This is a genomic window from Nonomuraea sp. NPDC059023 (assembly GCF_042740095.1).
Lineage (GTDB): Bacteria > Actinomycetota > Actinomycetes > Streptosporangiales > Streptosporangiaceae > Nonomuraea.
Genome location: NZ_JBHYIO010000038.1, coordinates 19,148 through 34,227 on the forward strand (window position 1 = coordinate 19,148; position 15,080 = coordinate 34,227).

Genomic DNA, 15,080 nt, shown 5'->3' on the forward strand with positions numbered 1-15,080 from the left:
CATGGACCTGAACAAGGCACGCGACTTCCTCCGCAGCCACCACCACGCCGTCCTCCTCACCCGGCACCGCGACGGCCGCCCGCAGATGTCCCCGGTGACCGTGGGCGTGGACGCGGACGGTCACGCCGTCGTCAGCACCCGCGAGACCGCCGCCAAGACCCGCAACATGCGCCGCGACCCCAACGTCGCCCTGTGCGTGTTCTCGGATGCCTTCTATGGCGACTGGGTCCAGATCGAGGGCCAAGCGGAGATCATCCCGCTCCCGGACGCGATGGACCACCTGATCACCTACTACCGCGACATCTCCGGCGAACACCCCGACTGGGACGACTACCGCTCCGCCATGGTCCGCGACCAACGGGTGATCGCCCGCATAACCCTGATCAAAGCCGGCCCGGACACCCACGGCTAACCCCCACCCCACCCCCGGAACCCCGCCCCACGCCTCAGCCAGGGCACCGGCCTCGACACGTGCGGTAACCCGGCGCTGCGCTTGGCGCGCGGGGGTGGCTGCGCGGGGTGACGTGGCTGAAGCCGGTGTTCGCGTGGCCGTGGGCGCCGGGTCACGGGGCCGTAGGTGTCGGGTTACGTGGGCCGTTGCGGTGGGGACCACGTCCGACGTGAGAAGCGACCCCCACGATCGGCGCCCGCCGACGGCGGCGGGTGGCGTGGGGGCGGCTTCGCCGTAACGGATCCAAAGGTCTTAAGAGCTCGAAGAGATCTACGCGAGGCGCTCCAAAAGCATCGCCATGCCCTGGCCGCCGCCGACGCACATGGTTTCGAGGCCGATGGACTTGTCGTGGTGTTGGAGGCTGTTGATCAGGGTTGAGGTGATGCGGGCGCCGGTCATGCCGAACGGGTGGCCGACCGCGATGGCGCCGCCGTTGACGTTGAGGCGGTTCAGGTCGATGCCGAGGTCCTGGTACGAGGGGATCACCTGGGCCGCGAAAGCCTCGTTGATCTCGACCAGGTCCACGTCCTCGATGGCCATCCCGGCGCGCGACAGCGCCATCTTGGACGCCTCCACCGGCCCCAGGCCCATGATCTCGGGGGACAGGCCCGTGACGCCGGTGGAGACGATGCGGGCCAGCGGGGTGATGCCCAGTTCGGCGGCCTTGGTGTCGCTCATGACGATCACCGCGGCGGCGCCGTCGTTGAGTGGGCAGCAGTTGCCCGCGGTCACGGTGCCGTCGGGGCGGAAGACGGGCTTGAGGCCGGATACCGCCTCGTAGGTGGTGCCGGCGCGCGGGCCGTCGTCCTTGCTGACCACGCTGCCGTCGGGGAGGGTGACGGGCGTGATGTCCTTCTGCCAGAAGCCGTCGGCCAGCGCCTTCTCGGCGAGGTTCTGTGAGCGGACGCCGAACTCGTCCTGCTCGCGGCGGCTGATGCCCTTGAGCTGGGCGAGGTTCTCGGCGGTCTGGCCCATGGCGATGTAGATGTCCGGGACCGTGCCGTGGTGGCGCGGGTCCTCCCAGGTCTGGCCGCCGGCGGCGAACGTGGCGGTCCTGGCGCGGGCCTGGTCGAAGATCGAGTTCTCGAGCTTGGGCCGGGGCTGCTCGGTGTCCTGGGGCCACGGCACCGAGTCGGAGTTGCCGTGGACGAAGCGCGAGACCGTCTCGACGCCAGCCGAGACGAACACGTCGCCCTCGCCCGCCTTGATCGCGTGGAAGGCCATCCGGGTGGTCTGGAGCGAGGAGGAGCAGTAGCGCGTGATGGTGGTGCCGGGCACGGTGTCCAGGCCGAGCATCACCGACACGACGCGGGCCATGTTGAAGCCCTGCTCGCCGCCGGGCAGGCCGCAGCCCAGCATGATGTCGTCGATCGTGGCCGGGTCGAGCTGCGGCACCTTCGCCAGCGCCGCCTTGATCATCTGCACGGTCAGGTCGTCGGGACGGATGTCCTTCAACGACCCTTTGAAGGCACGGCCGATCGGCGAGCGTGCGGTCGCGACGATGACAGCCTCAGGCATGGGAGCCCCTCCTCGGTTGGCATTCCCTAGAACTATATTTCAGTCGGGATCGCCGCTCAGCAGAGGGCCTTGGCGGCGATGCCGAACAGGTCCGCGGTGGAGGCCTTCTCGGTGCCGGGGTTCAGCGAGAGCGTCATCGTGTTGCCGTCGTCGGTGGTGAAGCTGAAGGTCAGGTAGCCGATCAGCTCGCCGCTGTGCCCCCACGCCGCCTTGCCGCAGGGCAGCGGGTACTTCTGCAGGCCCAGGCCGTAGCCGAACCCGGCCTTGGTGTCCTCGGTGGTCCGCATCGCCGCGAGTGACTTCTCGCTGGTGAGCTTCCCGGTCAGCAGCGCCTTGGTGAAGCGGTTGAGGTCGCGGGTGGTGGAGATCATCTCGCCGGCCGCGCCGTCCAGGGACGGGTTCATCCTGGTCGCGTCGACCATCTTCCCGTCCACGGGCTCGTAACCGCGAGCGTGCGGGTACGGCACGCCCGGCCGGTCACCGGGCACCGACGTACGCGTCAGCCCGAGCGGTCGCAGGATCCGCCGCTCCACCTCCCTGCCATAGGGCCGGCCGGTCACCCTCTCGATGATCATCCCGGCCACCACGTAGTTGGTGTTGGAGTAGGACCAGGCCTTGCCCGGCTCCGTGTGCTCGCCCCTGTCCGCCACCTTCAGCAGTTCGGCCGGCGTGTAGTGCCGGAACCGGTCCTTGCCACGCCAGCGGTTGGTGGAGTACCCGGCCTCGTGCATGTAGTCGTAGAGCCCGCTGGTGTGGTTGAGCGCCTGCCGTACCGTGGCGGCGCCCTTGACCTGCTCGCCCAGGTAGGTGGAGACCGGCGCGTCCAGCCGGACCTTGCCCTCGTCCACGAGCTGCATGATCACGGTGGCGGCGAACGTCTTGGTGACGCTCCCGATCCGGAAATGCCCGTCCGCCCTGGCCGGTGCCGGCGACCCGAGGCTTCTGGCGCCCGCCGCGGCCGTCCAGCCGCCCGTCTTGTTCTCCACCCGGATCAGCGCGGCCGTGGCCTTGTCGCCGGCGACCAGTCTGTCCAGCATGCCCTGGACCTCGTCGGCGGGAGTGACGGCGGTGAGGGCGAGAGCGGCGATCAACAGTGTCTTCATGACCGGAAACGCTATGAGCGGGCGGGCGGCGCTCCCATGAGGTGCGCCATCCGGTTCACCTGGGGGAAACCACACCTCTTGCCTATTATCTGCATCTGTGCAGATAATGTGTCGAAGCAGAAACTTCTCGAAAGAAGGTAATCATGGTCACCGAGATCCAGGCCGTCATCCAGCGCAGCCAGGACGCGTGGAACCGCGGCGACGGCGCCGCCTACGGCGCCTGCTTCACCGCGGACGCCACCGATGTCACCTTCACCGGCACCGTCTACCACGGCGGCGCCGAGATCGGCCGCGCCCACCAGGTCCTGTTCGACAGCTTCCTCAAGGGCACCCGGCTGAACGTCGAGATCATCGAGACCCGGACGTACGGGAACGACGTGGCCGTGGTCGTCACCCGCGGAGGGCGTCGCAAGAAGCTCGCCACGTACACGATCGTGCGCGAGAGCGACGGTGAGTGGCGGATCGCGGCCGTGCAGAAGACTCAGCGCAAGCCGTTGATGGAGGCCGTGTCCTTCGGGTTCCAGCCCGCCAGCCGCCCGCGTTGAGCGGGGATGTCAGGCGCCGCAGGCCCGGGTGATGACCTGGAGCGAGCGGGTGGTCTCCGAGCGGATCTTCTGGATGGCGGCCGGAACGTCGGTGACCTCGGTCTCCTGGTAGGAGTTGGCCAGGGCGCCCAGGGCGTCGCTGAGCGTGGCGTTGCCGGACTTGACGCCGATGTTCTTCAGCCGTTCCGCCGCCGCGTCCACGGCCTTGTCCAGTTCAGGTGGATTGCCGGCCAGGCCGGGAATCTTCGACAGGAGGTCGTCGGCGACCTTGGTCGCCTCGTCGCAGGCCTCCGTCGCGTTGAGGATGGCTCCTGCCTCCTGGATGGTGCCGCAGCCAGAGGCGAGGACGACCGCGAGGAGGACGGCCGGGAGTCGTCTCATGCGTGCGACCCTACCCAACCGGTGCGGGGGCCGGTCCCGGTTCCGGCCCCGGGGCGCTATCCGTACATGCCGGGCGCGTTGGGGGTGCCGTCGTTGACGCCGTGCAGGGCGCCCTTCTCATCGCGCCACATACGCCAGCCCTCCTGGCTCCCGGTGAACCAGGACGGCGGAGCCGACGAGCCGGGGACGCGCTTGCCGGCCGCCAGGTCGTACTCGCAGACCGCGGCCACCGAGTAGAAGCCCGGCGCCTGCCCGCGCAACGGCAGCGGCTTGGGGTCGGTGACGCAGAAGCTCCAGCCGGTCTCGTCCTCGACCGGCAGTGCCTTGCCCGAGGCCAGGTCGTAGGCGGTGCCCTTGGTGTTGTGCTTGAGGAAGCCGAGCTTTTCCATGCGGTCGGGGAAGGCCAGCCACCAGCCGGAGCCGGGCACCTGGGTGGCGGTGATCTGGCCGACGACGCGGCCGCTGTCGGAGTCGAGGCGGGCGAATCCGCCATAGGCGCCCTGCTGGTCGACCGGGCGGACGACGGGGGCGAAGCCGGGGTTGCCGCTCGGGTAGACGCGGACGACCGAGGGCCGCATCCAGTTGATGGTGCCGTCGCTGATCCGCATGGAGAACAGCCCGAACGTGGAGACCTTCTTGGTGCGCGGGTCGGTGTAGGGGGCGATGTAGCCGGTGAGGTTGTCGCCGGTGGCGCCGAAGGCCCAGCCGCCCGACATGTCGATGCCGGGGCCGAGCGCCTGCTCCAGAGGCTGCTGCCACTGGAGCTTGCCGGTCTTGAGCTCGTAGGACTCGATCATGGGGTTGGCCGCGAGCCTGAGCAGCAGGACCCGGTTGGCGTCCGACCACTCGACCTCGGCGATGCCGGGCAGCTTCCACATGGTCTTGCCGGTGCCCGGTTCGAGCACGACGACGCGGGCGCCGCTCAGCGCGGTGTGCTCCGACAGGCAGATGTACGGCCCGCAGCGTTGCGGCCCGAACGTCGAGTGCACGGGCCTGGCCCACTTCTGCTGGCCGGTGCGCCCGTCGCGGGCGATGAGGGTGGCGTTCCATCGGGACTTCTTGGCTGGGTCGAGCGCGACGACCACGGGGCGGCCGTCGGCGGCCGGCACGATCGCGGGGGCGGAGACGCCCATGCCGGGCAGGCGTCCGGCCATCGTGGCCGGGTACTGCCACAGCTTCTTGCCGGACTTCTGGTCGAGCGCGACGGTCTCGAGGTTGCCGTCCGGCTTCATGGAGGTGGTCGTGACGACCCCCGCGGCGGCGGCCATCCGGCTGACGGCGTTGACGTCGGTGTTGTGCCACGTGGGGAATTCGGCGGTGGCCGCGTCGCTGCCGGAACAGCCGGCGGCGGCGAGTACGGCGAGGGCGAGGGCCGGTTTCGTGAGAGGTCGGAGCACGAGGCTTATCCATCTCCAGTGGGGACGGGGCGTGGCGGCTCGGCCTCGGAGGGTGACCGGGGTCAGGCGTCGTTGAGCAGCTCTCCCAGCCGCCGGCGGAACAACGTCACCCACTTTCCGTAGGGGCCGGTCGCCCGCCCGGCGACCCGGGTCGCGCTGACCTCGGTTCCGGGTTCCTCCGCGGCCGTGGCCGCCGCAAGGTAGATCGGTTGCAGTCCTTCGCCACGGACGGGTCGCGGCTCGGGCCACAACGCCAACGCAGCGCATACAGAAGGTAGCACCGCGTATGCAGCCTGGGCGTAACCTCGGTCAGATGGATGGAAACGATCCGGTCCGAACATTTCGCCCGGGTTTGTTGCGAATTCTGGGCCGAGGATGTCGGCGAAGGCGACCGTCCTGCCGCCCGCCTCGACCACGGCCACCGTCTGCGCGGCGGCCAATTGGCGGCTCCACCGCCGGGTGACCCAGCGCAACGGCTGCGCCAGCGGGCGTACGGTCCCCAGGTCCGGGCAGGTCCCCACGACCACCTCCGCCCCCGCCTCACGCAGCCGGCGCACCGCCTTGGACAGATGCCGCACCGCCACCGCGGGCGGCGTCTGGGTGGTGACGTCGTTGGCGCCCACGAAGACGATCGCGATCTCGGGCCGCACCCGCAGCGCCTGGTCCACCTGCTCGCCCAGGTCGGCGGAGGGCGCCCCGGAACGGCCGAAGACGTCGAGCCGCACCGGTCGCTCGGCCACCGCGGCCAGCCCGTGGGCGAGCAGCACCCCCGGCGTCTTGGCCGGCTCGGTCATGCCGAGCCCGACTGAGGTCGAGTCGCCGAGCATGACGAGCCGCACGGGCTCGCCGGAGAAGTCCCCGTACACGCCGTCGGACGGCGGGCCCTCCATGCCGTGCGGCCGGCCGATCACCTTGCGCGCGACCAGGCTCTCCGCCATCAGAAGCCCGTAGGCCGTGGCTCCCAGGGCCGTCAGCCCGCCGCCTCCGAGCGCGGCAGCGGCTGCGATCTTCCGCGCCGCCCGCGCCACCCCCGGTGTCCAGATCACGTAGCGTGCCCCCCTCGACCCCACTGGCGGTAGCGTTTGTCTGAAACTAGCCGAGCGCCCGCCACCCCCTGGGGATCTCGGCGCCCGGCAAGCTGACCAAGCTTCGGTAAAGAAGGTGAACACCTCGGTGCGCGTTTACGATTCCCTGGTCGAGCTCATGGGGAACACCCCGCTCGTCCGGCTGCACAAGGTATCCGCGGGACTGCCTGCCCAGGTGCTCGCCAAGGTCGAGTACTTCAACCCCGGCGGATCGGTCAAGGACCGCATCGCCGTACGCATGATCGAGGCCGCCGAACAGTCGGGAGCACTGCGCCCCGGCGGCACGATCGTGGAGCCGACCTCGGGCAACACCGGCGTCGGCCTGGCCATCGTGGCCCAGACCAAGGGCTACCGGTGCGTCTTCGTGGTCCCCGACAAGGTCGCCCAGGACAAGATCGCCGTGCTGCGCGCCTATGGCGCCGACGTCGTGGTCTGCCCGACGGCCGTCTCGCCCGACCATCCCGAGTCCTACTACTCGGTCTCCGACCGGCTGGCCAGGGAGATTCCCAACGCCTGGAAGCCCGACCAGTACTCCAACGAGAACAACCCCGACTCCCACTACCACTCCACGGGGCCGGAGCTGTGGGAGCAGACCGACGGCCGGATCACCCACTTCGTGGCGGGCGTGGGCACGGGCGGCACGATCAGCGGCACCGGCCGCTACCTCAAGGAGGTCTCCGGCGGCCGGGTGAAGATCATCGGCGCCGACCCGGAGGGCTCGGTGTACTCCGGTGGGTCGGGCCGGCCGTACCTGGTGGAAGGGGTGGGCGAGGACATCTGGCCGGCCACCTACGACACCACGATCTGCGACGAGATCATCGCGGTCTCCGACAAGGAGTCGTTCAACATGACCCGCCGCCTGGCCCGCGAGGAGGGGCTGCTGGTGGGCGGTTCGTGCGGGATGGCGGTGGTGGCGGCGCTGCGCGTGGCCGCCAAGGCCGCTCCGACGGACATCGTGGCCGTGCTGCTGCCCGACGGCGGCCGCGGCTACCTGTCGAAGATCTTCAACGACGACTGGATGGCCGACTACGGCTTCCTGACCACCTCCTCCGACGAGGGGCTCGTGGCCGACGTGCTGGCCCGCAAGGGCGCGGGGCTGCCGGAGTTCGTGCACGTGCACCCGCACGAGTCGGTCGGCGAGGCGATCGCGATCATGCGCGAGTACTCGGTGTCACAGCTGCCGGTCATGAAGGAGGAGCCGCCGGTCATGGCGGCCGAGGTGGTCGGCTCGATCGTGGAGCGCGACCTGCTGGAGGCGCTGTACCGGGGCCGGCTCAAGGCCGACGACCCGATCGCCGAGCACATGTCGCAGCCGCTGCCCACGATCGGCGGCGGCGAGCCGGTGGCGCGGGCGGTCGAGGCGCTGGAGAAGGCGGACGCCGCGGTGGTCCTGGAGGACGGCAAGCCCGCCGGGCTGCTCACCCGGCAGGACCTGCTCGCCTTCCTGGCCAACTCCGCGCACTAGGGCTTCTTGATCGATTCGATCACGGCGCCGAGGCCGTCGGCGCCGTGCCCTTCCCGGTCCGTGCGCGCGAACAGCTCCTTCAGCGCCGCCGGCATGGAGGTCTCCAGCCCCGCTTCGCGGAAGGCCTGCAGGGCGTGCTCCATGCCGACGGCCTGCATGTGCAGGCTGTTCTCCGCGCCCGGGTAGACGCCGGCGTCGATCTCCTCGCTGAGGATCTTCAGGTAGCCCATCGGCCCGTCGCCCGCCAGCGAGCCCACGAGCCCCTGGAAGAAGGGCACGATCTCGGCAGCCTTCACCCCGGCGCTGCCGAGGAGCGCGGCGGAGTACATGTACGCGGTCAGCGTGGACCAGAACACGTACAGCTGCGACTGGTAATACATCATCGCCAAGCCCTCGTCCGCGCCCACGTGGACCACCTCGCCCAGCGCGGCGAGCGTCGCGGTGTGCCGGTCGAGCACCTCGCGCGGCCCGCTGTAGAAGGCGAAGGAGCCTGGCCGGCCGATGCCGGGCGGCGGCACCATGATCCCCGCCGTGATCAGCACACCGCCGCGTTCCGCCACCCACGCCGCGGCCTCCCGCAGCTTGGCGGGGGTGTCGGAGCTGAGGTTGACCAGCACCCTGCCGTTGAGGTCCACGCCGTCGAGGCTGTCGTACATCGCCTGGTACTCGAGTTGGCTGATCACCATGAGGTCGCCGGTGGGCCGCTCGGCCCGCTTGGCGCCGAGCGCCACCAGAGGATCGGCCTTGGCGGCCGTCCGGTTCCACACGGTCACCTCGAAGCCGGCCTCGAGAAACGTCCGCGCCATCTGGGCGCCCATCGGCCCGAGGCCGATCACTGTCACCTGAGTCGTCATGGCTTCACCCTGCGAGAGGGCGCTACGGAATCTCCACGGACCCGCTACGGGTTTAATCGGTACGTGGTGAGATTCGGGGTGCTGGGACCCCTCGCGGTGTGGGGCGACGACGGTGAGCCGTTGCACGTGGCCGAGCCCAAGGTGCGCGCGCTCCTGGCCGACCTGCTCGTGCACGGGGGCCGCCCGGTCTCGGCGGACCGGCTGATCGACGACCTGTGGGGCGATCGCCCGTCGCGCAACCCGACCGGCACCCTGCAGGCCCGCGTCTCGCAGCTCAGGCGCGCCCTGGGCGATCCCGGCCTGGTCGTGCGCGGCCCCGGCGGCTACCGGATCGTGGCCGAGCGGGTCGACGCGGCCCGCTTCGAGGAACTGCTCGCCCGCCGCGCCGTCCCGCCGCACGAACGCGCTGCCGAGCTGGGCCAGGCGCTGGCGCTGTGGCGCGGCCCCGCCTACGCCGACGTGGCCGACCTCGACTTCGCCAGGCCCGCGATCGCGCGCCTGGAAGAGCTGCGCCTGGCCGCCGTCGAAGAGCTGTCCGAGGTACGGCTGGCCCTCGGCGAGCCGATCGAGGTGGCCGACCTGGTGGCCGAGCACCCGCTGCGCGAGCGGCTGAGAGCCGTGCACATGCGCGCCCTGTACCGCCAGGGCCGCCAGAGCGAGGCCCTGGCCACCTACGCCGACCTCCGCGAGAGGCTGGCCGGAGAGCTGGGCCTCGACCCGTCGCCGGAACTGGCCGAGCTACACACCAAGATCCTCCGCCAGGACCCCGAGCTGCGCCCGACAACGGCGAGCCAGGACTCCGGGTCGCGTCCGGCGGCGGAGCGCCAGGACTCCGGGCCGCGTCCGGCGACGGGCCGCCAAGACGCCGAGCTGCGCCCGACCACGGTGCGCTGGGAGGCCGAGGGCCGCGACGATCGTCCCGCGCCGCCACGGCTGCCCGCCGCCCTGGCCCCGCTGGTCGGCAGGGACGACCAGCTCGCCGAGATCGTCGACCGGCTCGGCCGCGACCGGCTGGTCACGCTGACCGGCCCCGGCGGCGTGGGCAAGACCAGCCTCGCCCTGGAGGTGGCCCGCCGCCACACCGAGCGGGTGTACCTCGCCGAGCTCACCGGCACCACCCAACCGGCCGACGTGCTGGCCGCGGTGGTCGGGGTGCGCGACGACTCCTCGCAGCCGCTGGAGCCGCGGATCGCGCGGGCGCTGAGCGGCAGGCGGGCCTTGCTCGTGCTGGACAACTGCGAGCATCTGGTCGAGCCGGTGGCCGAGCTGGCGGCGATCCTGCTGAAGGCGGCGCCGGAACTGCGCGTGCTGGCCACGAGCCAGGAACCGCTGGGCGTGACCGGCGAGCGCGTCCACGTGGTGCCGCCGCTGGCCGAGGACGACGCGGTGGCCCTGTTCGCGGCGCGGGCGGGCATCGAGCCGGGCCCCGCGGTACGCACGATCTGCCGCAGGCTGGACGGCATCCCGCTGGCGCTGGAGCTGGCCGCGACGCGGGTCCGGGCGCTCGGGGCCGACGAGCTGGCCAGACGGCTGGACGACCGGTTCCGGCTGCTCAGCACCGGCATGCGGGACGCACCGGCGCGGCAGCGGACGCTCCGGGCGATGATCGACTGGAGCTGGGACCTGCTGAGCGAGCCGGAGCGGCTGGTGTTGCGGCGGCTGGCCGTACACGCTGACGGGTGCACGCTGGAGGCGGCGGAGCAGGTGTGCGCGGAGCCGGGCCACGACGTGCTCGACCTGCTGGCCAGGCTGGTCGACCGGTCGCTGGTCACGGCGGGACCGCGGTTCCGGCTGCTGGAGTCCGTTGCGGCCTATGGGGTGGAGCGGCTGCGGGAGGCGGGTGAGTACGAGCTGGTCAGGGAACGGCACGCGCGCTACTACACGGCGCTGGCCGAGCGCGCCGACCTGCGCGGGCACGGCCAGCGCGACTGCCTGGAACGGCTCGACCAGGAGAGCGGCAACCTGCGGCTGGCGCTCGAAGGGCCCGAGCCGCTGCGGCTGGTGAACGCGATGGCCTGGTACTGGTTCCTGCGCGGGCGGCTGGGCGAGGCACGCAGGTCGCTGGCCTACGCGCTGACCAGGGGCGGGCCGCCGGGGGAGAGCGCGATGGCGGCCATGTGGCTGGCCGGGTTCACCAAGGTGATCGGCGAGCCGGCGGAGGCGGTGCCGTACGCGGACCTGGATTCGCTGGGGCGGGCGCTGCACGACTGGTTCCTCAGCCATGTGGCCTGGGCCTACGGCGGCTTCTCCGTCCACGACGACCAGGTGGAGAAGGCGCTGACGGCGTTCGGCGCGATGGGGGAGCGCTGGGGCGTGGCCGCGGCGCTCGCGCTGCGGGCCAGGCTGGCGGTGGGCCGCGGCGACCTGGCGGCCATGGAGCGTGACGGCGCCCGCAGCCTGGAGATCTTCAGCGAGCTCGGCGACCGCTGGGGTCAGGCCGAGGCCATGGACGCGCTCGACATGGCGGCCGAGATCCGCGGCGACTACGCGCGGGCCGCCGGACTGCGTGAGGAGCAGCTACGCCTGGCGGGGGAGCTGGGCATCGCCTCGCCGTTCAAGCTCTCCGGGCTGGGCCGCCTGGCGCTGCTGGAGGGCGACTACGCGCGCGCCGACGACTACCACGAGCGGGCCCGCGCGCTGGCGGTCGAGCAGTCGGTGAAGTCCGCTGAGGAGCACGCCGTGATCGGGCTGGCGATCAGCGCGCGCCGCCAGGGCCGCTTCGCCGACGCCGAGGAGTACCTGCTGCCGTGGTTCGCCTGGCTGCGGCGGGTCGGCGGCACGCCGGGCATCGCGTTCGCGCTGGCCGAGCTGGGCTTCGCCGCCGAGCAGCGGGGCGACGCCGAGACCGCGCTGTCCCGGCAGGAGGAGGGCTACGCGGCCGCCGCCTCCACCGGCGACCCGCGCGCGGTCGCGCTGGCGCTCGAAGGGCTGGCGGGCGCGCTCTCGCTGGCCGGACGCGCCGAGGAGGCCGCCCGCCACCTGGGTACGGCCGCCGCCATGAGGAAGTCGGTGGGCGCCCCGCTGCCGGACGGCGAGCGGCTCGACGTCGACCGGATCACCGCCCGCATCAGGACGAGCCTGGACGCCGGGGCCTTCACCGAGGCCTTCCGCTCAGGCAAGGGGGAACTCGGCGATCACCTCCCAGTAGCCCTCGGGCGTGGGACCGGCGAAGAGCCTGCCGCCCAGAGCCTCCACCCGCTCGGCCATGCCGACCAGGCCGAAGCCGCCACCCAGCCGGGCCACCCTGGGGTCTGAGGCCGAGCCGAAGTTGCGCACCCGCAGCCGCACCAGATTGGGGAAGGCGCGCAGGTCCGCCTCGACCCAGGCGGCGCCGGGCGCGTGCCTGCGCACGTTCGTCAGCGCCTCCTGCAGCACGCGGTGCAGGGTGGTGACGACCTCGGGCGGCAGCGTGCCGTCGCCGACGCCCTGGCCGATCTCGAAGGCCACCTTCGGCCCGTTGGCGGAGAAGCGCTCGGTCAGCAGACGCAGGTCGGCCAGCGTGGTGCCGGGCCTGCGCTCCGCCTCGTCCTCCGCGCGCAGCACGCCGACCAGGCGGCGCATCGACGTCAGCGCCTCCGCCCCGGCTCCGGCGATCGCGTCGAGGGCGGGCACCACGGCCTCCGGCTTCATCTCGGCGACGGTCTTGGCGGCCTGAGCCTGGACGACGATGCCGGTGATGTGGTGGGCGACCAGGTCGTGGAGCTCTCTGGCCAGCTCCAGGCGTTCGGCGCGGCGTACCGAGAAGACGGCTTCCGAGCGGCGTTCCTGCTGGAAGCGGAGGTATCCGCCCACGCCGGCCGCCAGCGACCAGCCGGCGAACAGCACGAACGAGAAGGCCAGGCCGGCGTTCTGGTAGTCGCGGCCGGAGGCCTCCGCCAGCAGGACGATCAGGGAGACCAGCGCGAAGACGGCGGCCTTGCGCACGGGCTGGATGTGGCGCAGCACGCCGATCGTGAGGATGAGCACCGCGCCGGACTCCGCCATGCCGGGCACGCCGTCGTAGTTGGTGGCGCTGATGATCGTGGAGGTGACGAAGCTGAAGGCCAGCAGGAACGTGAAGCCCTCGACCCGGCGCTTGTGCCGGGCCAGCACGGCGGCGATGCCGGCGACGCCGCAGAAGGGCACCAGCCACTGGGGTCCGCCGACGCCGGCGGCGGCCACCACGTCGATCATCAGCATCAGGCCCAGCCAGCCGATCATGGCGATTTCGCTGAGTCTGCGGATCCAGTAGACGAAGCGCTTGGTGTCCCCCACGGCATCGAGCCTAAGCCGGAAGTCGGAGCACCCGTATCAACCGTTCGGCCGAGTAGCGACGCCGCAGACCAGACCTTCAGCGGAGGTGGAAGGGGTGGGTCGTCACCGATGCTGGATATGTCGGAAGGGAGACGGGGAAATGGTCGTCATCGGATTCGTGTTGCTGGGTGTGGGACTGGTGGTGGGCGTACTGCTCGCGCTGGCCGACCCCGTGATGCTCTCCAGGATCAACGGAGAGCCCGCCGAGGGCGGCAGCGGCCGCCACATCCACGCGCCGCGCGCGGTGTACGAGGGTGAGGTGGTTCAGCTGCCGAGCCGTACCGGCGACCGGCGCCAGCCCAAGGCGGCCTGAGACGGGGCTCGCGGCGGCGGGCATGGCGCCGGCGAGCCTTGGGGGAGGGATCGGCCCGCGAGACCGTTGGGGGACGGAATCGCGGGCCGGTTCCGTTACCGTGGCGGGTATGAGCAACGGATTCGAAACGCTGGCGATCCACGCAGGTCAGGAGCCCGACCCGCTGACCGGCGCGGTCGTCCCGCCGATCTACGCCACGTCCACCTACAAGCAGGACGGCGTGGGCGGGCTGCGCTCGGGCTATGAGTACAGCCGCTCGGCCAACCCGACCAGGACCGCGCTCGAAGAGGCGCTGGCCGCGGTCGAGGCCGGCGCGCGGGGGCTGGCGTTCGCCTCCGGCCTGGCCGCGGAGGACACCGTGCTGCGCACCGTGTGCCGGCCGAACGACCACGTCATCATCCCGAACGACGCCTACGGCGGCACCTACCGCCTGTTCGCCAAGGTCAACGAGCGCTGGGGGCTGCGCTACGACCCGGTGCCGCTGGGGAACCTGGACGCCGTGGCCGGGGCCATGACGCAGAAGACGAAGATCGTCTGGGTGGAGACGCCGACGAACCCGCTGCTGGGCATCGCCGACATCGCCGGGCTCGCCGAGCTGGCCCACGAGAACGACGCGCTGCTGGTCGTGGACAACACCTTCGCCTCGCCGTACCTGCAGCGGCCGCTTGAGCTGGGGGCCGACATCGTCGTGCACTCCACGACCAAGTACGTGGGCGGCCACTCCGACGTGGTCGGCGGCGCGCTGGTGGCGCGTACGAAGGAGCTGGGCGACGAGCTGGCCTACCACCAGAACGCCATGGGCGCGGTGGCAGGGCCGTTCGACGCGTGGCTGACGCTGCGCGGGCTCAAGACGCTCGGCGTGCGGATGGACCGCCACTGCGACAACGCCGAGCGGGTGGTCGACCTGCTGCTTGCGCACCCGAAGGTGACCCAGGTGCTCTACCCGGGCCTGGGCGAGCACCCCGGCCACGAGGTGGCGGCCAAGCAGATGAAGCGCTTCGGCGGCATGGTGTCGTTCCGCGTCGCGGGGGGCGAGGAGGCCGCCGTGGAGGTGTGCAACCGCGCCGAGCTGTTCACGCTGGGGGAGTCGCTCGGCGGGGTCGAGTCACTGATCGAGCACCCGGGCAGGATGACCCACGCGTCGGCGGCGGGCTCGCCGCTGGAGGTCCCGGCCGACCTGGTGCGGCTGTCGGTGGGCATCGAGACGGTCGACGACCTGCTCGCCGACCTCACCCGGGCGCTCGGCTAGGACGGCACGACCATCAGGAACAGGATCGCCAGCCAGATCAGCGTGACCACGCCGGCGATGGCGGCGATCCGTCCTGTCTGCATCTTCGCGTCGTCGTCCGGGGTCTCGCTGGAGAGCGCCTGGACGGCGGTGCGCAGGTCGCGTTCGACGATGACGATCAGGACCGCGGCCACGATGAACAACGTCATGGACGCGGTCATGTTCCACTTGCCCAGGGTGCCGTTCCCGGCGATGACCCCGGCTCCGATGCCGAAGATCAGCACGCCCAGCGAGAGCAGGGCGTAGAGCCGGGTCGAGCGGTGGATGAACGTCAGCAGAGCGGCGTTCTTGGTGCGAATTGCGCGGGGGGCGGCGTGCGTCAGCGCTGTGAGCGGCCCGACCGCGAAGATCGCGAAGGCGATGTGCAGCCAGATAAGCAGGGACATG

At 71.4% G+C, this 15,080-nt stretch carries 13 protein-coding genes and 1 pseudogene; 6 read left to right on the top strand and 8 right to left on the bottom strand.

The genetic code is table 11. From position 1 onward, the window contains the following. The first annotated feature begins 1 nt into the window (after nt 1). A complete protein-coding gene (locus tag ACFWYW_RS45135; protein WP_379610772.1) occupies nt 2-412 on the top strand; it encodes a PPOX class F420-dependent oxidoreductase in 411 nt (136 codons plus the stop codon). Between the two features lie 309 nt (nt 413-721). Here ACFWYW_RS45135 and ACFWYW_RS45140 read toward each other — a convergent pair whose 3' ends face one another. Together ACFWYW_RS45140 and ACFWYW_RS45145 are read right to left on the bottom strand one after the other, a co-directional pair. Further along, nucleotides 722-1,969: an acetyl-CoA C-acetyltransferase gene (locus tag ACFWYW_RS45140; protein ID WP_379610771.1), complete on the bottom strand. Its 1,248-nt coding sequence runs from the start codon at nt 1,967-1,969 to the stop codon at nt 722-724. Between the two features lie 56 nt (nt 1,970-2,025). Beyond that, complete coding sequence (locus ACFWYW_RS45145) at nt 2,026-3,072, bottom strand: serine hydrolase domain-containing protein (protein WP_379610770.1); 1,047 nt, start codon at nt 3,070-3,072, stop codon at nt 2,026-2,028. Nucleotides 3,073-3,215: 143 nt separating this feature from the next. On the opposite strand from ACFWYW_RS45145, the gene ACFWYW_RS45150 reads away from it, so the two are divergent. Continuing rightward, nucleotides 3,216-3,617, top strand: coding sequence for an SgcJ/EcaC family oxidoreductase (locus tag ACFWYW_RS45150; protein ID WP_379610769.1), 402 nt, complete (start codon nt 3,216-3,218; stop codon nt 3,615-3,617). 9 nt (nt 3,618-3,626) lie between these two features. On the opposite strand, the gene ACFWYW_RS45155 is transcribed toward ACFWYW_RS45150, so the two are convergent. The 3 genes from ACFWYW_RS45155 to ACFWYW_RS45165 all read right to left on the bottom strand — a co-directional run bounded on the left by ACFWYW_RS45155 (nt 3,627) and on the right by ACFWYW_RS45165 (nt 6,441). Then, complete coding sequence (locus tag ACFWYW_RS45155; RefSeq protein WP_379610768.1) at nt 3,627-3,998, bottom strand: hypothetical protein; 372 nt, start codon at nt 3,996-3,998, stop codon at nt 3,627-3,629. Nucleotides 3,999-4,054: 56 nt separating this feature from the next. Beyond that, nucleotides 4,055-5,395 carry a PQQ-binding-like beta-propeller repeat protein gene (locus ACFWYW_RS45160; protein WP_379610767.1) on the bottom strand — a complete coding sequence of 447 codons (1,341 nt, stop codon included), beginning with the start codon at nt 5,393-5,395 and terminating at the stop codon, nt 4,055-4,057. Between the two features lie 62 nt (nt 5,396-5,457). Then, on the bottom strand, nt 5,458-6,441 hold the full coding sequence (locus ACFWYW_RS45165) for an SGNH/GDSL hydrolase family protein (protein WP_379610766.1): 984 nt from the start codon (nt 6,439-6,441) through the stop codon (nt 5,458-5,460). A 127-nt stretch (nt 6,442-6,568) separates the two neighbouring features. Between ACFWYW_RS45165 and ACFWYW_RS45170 the strand changes: the two genes are divergently transcribed. Then, the gene (locus ACFWYW_RS45170; protein WP_379610765.1) at nt 6,569-7,945 is read left to right on the top strand and encodes a cystathionine beta-synthase; all 1,377 of its coding nucleotides are present in this window, start codon (nt 6,569-6,571) and stop codon (nt 7,943-7,945) included. Here ACFWYW_RS45170 and ACFWYW_RS45175 read toward each other — a convergent pair. Beyond that, nucleotides 7,942-8,799 (bottom strand): NAD(P)-dependent oxidoreductase, encoded by an 858-nt coding sequence (locus ACFWYW_RS45175; RefSeq protein ID WP_379610764.1) that lies wholly within the window; start codon nt 8,797-8,799, stop codon nt 7,942-7,944. The genes ACFWYW_RS45170 and ACFWYW_RS45175 overlap by 4 nt on opposite strands. A 63-nt stretch (nt 8,800-8,862) precedes the next feature. Between ACFWYW_RS45175 and ACFWYW_RS45180 the strand changes: the two genes are divergently transcribed. Further along, entirely contained in the window at nt 8,863-12,054 is a 3,192-nt protein-coding gene (locus ACFWYW_RS45180) for a BTAD domain-containing putative transcriptional regulator (RefSeq protein WP_379610763.1), read from the top strand. Here ACFWYW_RS45180 and ACFWYW_RS45185 read toward each other — a convergent pair. Beyond that, nucleotides 11,977-12,999 (bottom strand): annotated as a pseudogene (locus tag ACFWYW_RS45185) (sensor histidine kinase); the annotation flags it as partial. The gene ACFWYW_RS45180 and the pseudogene ACFWYW_RS45185 overlap by 78 nt on opposite strands. Before the next feature lie 193 nt (nt 13,000-13,192). Here ACFWYW_RS45185 and ACFWYW_RS45190 point away from each other — a divergent pair. Together ACFWYW_RS45190 and ACFWYW_RS45195 are read left to right on the top strand one after the other, a co-directional pair. Continuing rightward, nucleotides 13,193-13,405 (top strand): hypothetical protein, encoded by a 213-nt coding sequence (locus ACFWYW_RS45190; protein WP_379610762.1) that lies wholly within the window; start codon nt 13,193-13,195, stop codon nt 13,403-13,405. Between the two features lie 109 nt (nt 13,406-13,514). Next, a complete protein-coding gene (locus tag ACFWYW_RS45195; protein ID WP_379610761.1) occupies nt 13,515-14,654 on the top strand; it encodes a cystathionine gamma-synthase in 1,140 nt (379 codons plus the stop codon). Here ACFWYW_RS45195 and ACFWYW_RS45200 read toward each other — a convergent pair. Then, nucleotides 14,651-15,079 (bottom strand): hypothetical protein, encoded by a 429-nt coding sequence (locus tag ACFWYW_RS45200; protein ID WP_379610760.1) that lies wholly within the window; start codon nt 15,077-15,079, stop codon nt 14,651-14,653. The two genes, ACFWYW_RS45195 and ACFWYW_RS45200, sit on opposite strands and share 4 nt — an antisense overlap. Between the last annotated feature and the right edge of the window lies 1 nt (nt 15,080).

What these genes read in the sequence shown, in the direction of transcription:
- ACFWYW_RS45135 (WP_379610772.1), top strand. Translation starts at nt 2, where the DNA reads ATGGACCTGAACAAGGCACGCGACTTCCTCCGCAGCCACCACCACGCC.
- ACFWYW_RS45140 (WP_379610771.1), bottom strand. Translation starts at nt 1,969, where the DNA reads ATGCCTGAGGCTGTCATCGTCGCGACCGCACGCTCGCCGATCGGCCGT.
- ACFWYW_RS45145 (WP_379610770.1), bottom strand. Translation starts at nt 3,072, where the DNA reads ATGAAGACACTGTTGATCGCCGCTCTCGCCCTCACCGCCGTCACTCCC.
- ACFWYW_RS45150 (WP_379610769.1), top strand. Translation starts at nt 3,216, where the DNA reads ATGGTCACCGAGATCCAGGCCGTCATCCAGCGCAGCCAGGACGCGTGG.
- ACFWYW_RS45155 (WP_379610768.1), bottom strand. Translation starts at nt 3,998, where the DNA reads ATGAGACGACTCCCGGCCGTCCTCCTCGCGGTCGTCCTCGCCTCTGGC.
- ACFWYW_RS45175 (WP_379610764.1), bottom strand. Translation starts at nt 8,799, where the DNA reads ATGACGACTCAGGTGACAGTGATCGGCCTCGGGCCGATGGGCGCCCAG.
- ACFWYW_RS45190 (WP_379610762.1), top strand. Translation starts at nt 13,193, where the DNA reads ATGGTCGTCATCGGATTCGTGTTGCTGGGTGTGGGACTGGTGGTGGGC.
- ACFWYW_RS45195 (WP_379610761.1), top strand. Translation starts at nt 13,515, where the DNA reads ATGAGCAACGGATTCGAAACGCTGGCGATCCACGCAGGTCAGGAGCCC.
- ACFWYW_RS45200 (WP_379610760.1), bottom strand. Translation starts at nt 15,079, where the DNA reads ATGTCCCTGCTTATCTGGCTGCACATCGCCTTCGCGATCTTCGCGGTC.